This window comes from Burkholderia sp. HMSC10F09 (assembly GCF_001806955.1).
In the GTDB taxonomy this organism is placed as follows: domain Bacteria; phylum Pseudomonadota; class Gammaproteobacteria; order Burkholderiales; family Burkholderiaceae; genus Burkholderia; species Burkholderia multivorans.
Map to the genome: position 1 here is coordinate 27,266 of NZ_KV786616.1, position 4,066 is coordinate 31,331.

General features: G+C 65.9%; 5 protein-coding genes. 2 read left to right on the top strand and 3 right to left on the bottom strand.

What is annotated here, in order from left to right; all coding sequences use genetic code 11:
- The coding region (locus tag HMPREF3115_RS07520; protein WP_256276102.1) for a penicillin-binding protein 1A at positions 1 to 1,693 on the top strand (1,693 nt) is incomplete at its 5' end.
- Positions 1,694 to 1,786: 93 nt separating this feature from the next.
- Here HMPREF3115_RS07520 and cyaY read toward each other — a convergent pair.
- The gene (cyaY, locus tag HMPREF3115_RS07525; RefSeq protein ID WP_006400626.1) at positions 1,787 to 2,113 is read right to left on the bottom strand and encodes an iron donor protein CyaY; all 327 of its coding nucleotides are present in this window, start codon (positions 2,111 to 2,113) and stop codon (positions 1,787 to 1,789) included.
- 36 nt (positions 2,114 to 2,149) lie between these two features.
- On the opposite strand from cyaY, the gene HMPREF3115_RS07530 reads away from it, so the two are divergent.
- Positions 2,150 to 2,422 (top strand): LPS translocon maturation chaperone LptM, encoded by a 273-nt coding sequence (locus HMPREF3115_RS07530; RefSeq protein WP_006411964.1) that lies wholly within the window; start codon positions 2,150 to 2,152, stop codon positions 2,420 to 2,422.
- 45 nt (positions 2,423 to 2,467) lie between these two features.
- Here HMPREF3115_RS07530 and msrQ read toward each other — a convergent pair whose 3' ends face one another.
- The gene (gene msrQ / locus HMPREF3115_RS07535) at positions 2,468 to 3,169 is read right to left on the bottom strand and encodes a protein-methionine-sulfoxide reductase heme-binding subunit MsrQ (protein ID WP_070553957.1); all 702 of its coding nucleotides are present in this window, start codon (positions 3,167 to 3,169) and stop codon (positions 2,468 to 2,470) included.
- Between the two features lie 20 nt (positions 3,170 to 3,189).
- Positions 3,190 to 4,066, bottom strand: an 877-nt coding sequence (gene msrP, locus HMPREF3115_RS07540; protein ID WP_070553960.1) for a protein-methionine-sulfoxide reductase catalytic subunit MsrP, incomplete at its 5' end; no start/stop codon positions are given.

Sequence of the window (4,066 nt, forward strand, 5' to 3'; positions counted from 1 at the left end):
GGTCGTCAATCCGAAGCGCGCGAAGGTGCGCCAGGAGTACATCCTGCAGCGGATGCTCGAGCTGAACTTCATCACGCGCGAGCAGTACGACGAAGCCGTCGCGCAGCCGCTCGTCGTCAAGGGCGCGGGTCGCGAGTACAGCGTGCATGCCGAATACGTCGCGGAAATGGTGCGTCAGATGATGTATGCGCAATACCGCGAGGAAACCTACACGCGCGGCTTCAACGTCATCACGACGATCGATTCCGCCGATCAGCAGGTTGCGTATACCGCGCTGCGCAAGGGCATCATGGATTACGAGCGGCGCCACGGCTATCGCGGGCCGGAAGGTTTCATCGAGCTGCCTTCGGCCGCGGACGAGCGCGAACAGGCCATCGACGACGCGCTGCTCGAGCACCCGGACAACGGCGAGCTGATCGCGGCCGTCGTCACGGCCGCGAGCCCGCGCCAGATCACCGTCGCGTTCATCGACGGCAGCAGCGCGACGATCGAAGGCGAGAACCTGCGCTTCGCGGCCGGCGCACTGTCGGCGAACGCGCAGCCGAACCGTCGCATTCGTCCGGGCGCAATCGTTCGCGTCGTGAAAAACGACGCGGGCAAATGGTCGATCACGCAGTTGCCGCAGGTCGAAGGCGCGTTCATCTCGATCGTGCCGCAGGACGGCGCGATCCGCTCGCTGGTCGGCGGGTTCGACTACAACAAGAACAAGTTCAACCACGTGACGCAGGCGTGGCGGCAACCCGGTTCGTCGTTCAAGCCGTTCATCTACTCGGCATCGCTCGACAAGGGGCTCGGGCCGGCCACGGTCATCAACGACGGGCCGCTCTATTTCAGCGCGGCCGAAACCGGCGGCCAGCCCTGGGAGCCGAAGAACTACGGCGGCGGCTTCGAAGGGCCGATGTCGATGCGCACCGCGCTGCAGCGCTCGCGCAACCTCGTGTCGATCCGGATCCTCAATCACATCGGCACGAAGTACGCGCAGCAGTACATCACGCGGTTCGGCTTCGACGCCGATCGCCATCCGGCCTATCTGCCGATGGCGCTCGGCGCCGGCCTCGTCACGCCGCTGCAGATGGCCGGCGCGTATTCGGTGTTCGCGAACGGCGGCTATCGCGTGAACCCGTATCTGATCGCGGAAGTCACCGATCCGAACGGTGCGATCGTCGCGCGTGCACAACCGCTCATCGCAGAGCAGAATGCGCCGCGCGCGATCGATGCGCGCAACGCGTACGTGATGAACAGCCTGTTGCAGAGCGTCGCGCAGCGCGGCACCGGCGCGAAGACCAACGTGCTCAAGCGCACCGATCTCGCGGGCAAGACCGGCACGACGAACGATTCGCACGATGCGTGGTTCGCCGGCTATCAGCACACGCTCGCCGCGATCGCATGGATCGGCTACGACAATCCGCGCAGTCTCGGCGATCGCGAAACCGGCGGCGGCCTCGCGCTGCCGGTGTGGATCGACTACATGGGTGCGGCGCTCAAGGGCGTGCCCGACTTCAAGCCGATGATGCCCGACGGCGTCGAATCGCTCGGCGGCGAGCTGTATTTCACCGACTTCACGCCCGGCCACGGCTTCGTGTCGACGGTCGGCGTGCCGCAGGCGCCCGCATCGCAAGAGGTCGACGATGCCGTGCCGCATGTCGACGAGCAGGAAAAGCAGGACATCATGAACCTGTTCCGCGGCCACTGATCGGCGGCCCCGGCATGAGAAAAGCGCCCCGCGGGGCGCTTTTTTCTTATCCGGCGATGCACGCACGCACCGGCGGCGCCGGCGCGTACCGCGTCACGCGGTGAACGTGATCGGCAGCCCGGCCTGCTGCGTCGCGTACTCGCTCAGCGCGGCGAAGAATTCGGTGCCGGTGCGTGTATCGCGCCATGCGCCGTCGACGTAGCGATAGTGGAAACCACCCGCCTTTGCGGCGATCCACACTTCCTTCATCGGCGGCTGCAGATTCACGATGATCTTCGAGCCGTTCTCGAAGGTGAGCGTCAGAACGCTGCCGTTGCGTTCCAGATCGATGTCGTGATCGCCGTCGTTCGCGGCGTCGACGGTACGCTCGACGGCCGCCAGCACGGCCTCGGCACGGGTCAGGTATTCGGTATCGGACATGCTAAACTCTATCGGTTCAATTGTTCAGGGACGATCATGCGAGTCGTTTTCCGGATGAGCGCGATTGTAGCGGCTTTGGCGATTCTTGCCGGCTGCGGCCAACGCGGCCCGCTCTATCTGCCTACCGTGCCGCCGCTGCCGCAGAAGCCGATCCAGCAGCAAGACACGCCGCCGTCGGACGTCGCACCGACCGACGAAAACGCGTCCGACACGCCCGACTCGTCCGGCACACCGCTGACGCTGTCGCCGGAGCTGTCCGACGGCACCGCGAAAGCGCCCGCCGCCGCTTCGGGCACGTCCGTGCACTAAAAGCGTCTGCGCGGCGCGCTCGCTACAGAAGGCGATGACGTTCCGTCATCGCCTTTCGTTTTTCTGCGCATCGCGCGCCGCATGCAAGCGCCGCACGGCCCACGCAATCAGCCGCCAGCCGAGCAGCGCCGCGACGATCGCCGCATAGAGTTTCGGCTGCGCGAGATCGTGCTTGCCGGCCCGCATCCACCAGAAGTGCAGCACCGCGCACGCAGCGATCGCATAGATCGCGCGGTGCAGCGTCGCCCAGTGCCGGCCGAGCCGGCGCACCATCGCGCGCGGCGACGTCGCCGCAAGCGGGATCAGCAGCACGAACGCGGCGAAGCCGACCGTGATGAACGGCCGCTTGCCGACGTCCTTCAGAATCGCCGCCACATCGAACCACTTGTCGAACCAGAAGTAGGTGGTGAAGTGCAGCGTCGCGTAGAAGAACGCGAACAGGCCGATCATCCGGCGAAAGCGCAGCAGCGCGGTCACGCCCGTCGCGCGCCGCAGCGGCGTGATCGCGAGCGTCACGCAGAGCATCACGAGCGTCCACAGGCCCGTCGAGCGCGTGACGAATTCGATCGGATTCGCGCCGAGGCGGTCCGTCATCCCGAACAGCACGAGCCGCGCAAGCGGATAAAGGCCTGCCGCGAAAACCAGTACCTTGGCCGCAGCGAGCCAGCGTGGCACGGCCGTACGCGCGGCGCCGGACGCCACGCGCGAGCGCGCGGTATGCGAAGACGAAATCGGTGTCGGCGTCATGTCCTGTCGCACCCGTGCACTCAGAAGTTCTTCTTCAGGTCCATGCCCTGATACATCGACGCGACAAGATCGCCGTAGCCGTTGAACATCAGCGTCTTGCGCTTCGGCGTGAAAAAGCCGTCTTCGCCGATACGACGCTCGGTCGCCTGACTCCAGCGCGGATGGTCGACGTCCGGATTGACGTTCGAATAGAACCCGTATTCGTTCGGCGCGTACGTGTTCCAGCTCGTCTTCGGCTGCTTGTCGACGAAGCGGATCTTCACGAGCGATTTCGCACTCTTGAAGCCGTACTTCCACGGCACGACGACGCGCACCGGCGCGCCGTTCTGGTTCGGCAGCACCTGGCCGTAGACACCCATCGTCAGCAGCGTCAGCGGATGCATCGCCTCGTCCATCCGCAGCCCTTCCGAGTACGGCCAGTCGAGCACCGGCGTCGACAGCCCCGGCATCTGCGACGGATCGGCAAGCGTGACGAACTGCACGTATTTCGCGTTGCCCGTCGGCTGCACGCGCTTGATCAGCTCCGACAGCGGCACGCCGATCCACGGAATCACCATCGACCATCCTTCGACGCAGCGCAGCCGGTACACGCGCTCCTCGAGCGGCGCGAGCTTCAGCAACTCGTCGATGTCGAACACCTTCGGATGCAGCACGTCGCCCTCGACGCTCACGCGCCACGGACGCGGCCGTAGCGTGCCGGCGTTCTGCGCGGGATCGCCCTTGTCGGTGCCGAATTCGTAGAAGTTGTTGTAGGAGGTGATGTCCTTGAACGGCGTGACCTTGTCGGCCGCGACGAACTTCGCGTTCGTTTTCGCCGCGAGCTTGGCCGCACGCGCGTCGGGCGACGCGTACGCGGCGAACGCCGCGCCGCTGCCGCCGAGCAGCCCGCCCGCCGCC

Coding starts and splice junctions, on each gene's coding strand:
- cyaY (WP_006400626.1), bottom strand. CDS start 2,113: ATGTCCGATACCGAATACCTGACCCGTGCCGAGGCCGTGCTGGCGGCC.
- HMPREF3115_RS07530 (WP_006411964.1), top strand. CDS start 2,150: ATGCGAGTCGTTTTCCGGATGAGCGCGATTGTAGCGGCTTTGGCGATT.
- msrQ (WP_070553957.1), bottom strand. CDS start 3,169: ATGACGCCGACACCGATTTCGTCTTCGCATACCGCGCGCTCGCGCGTG.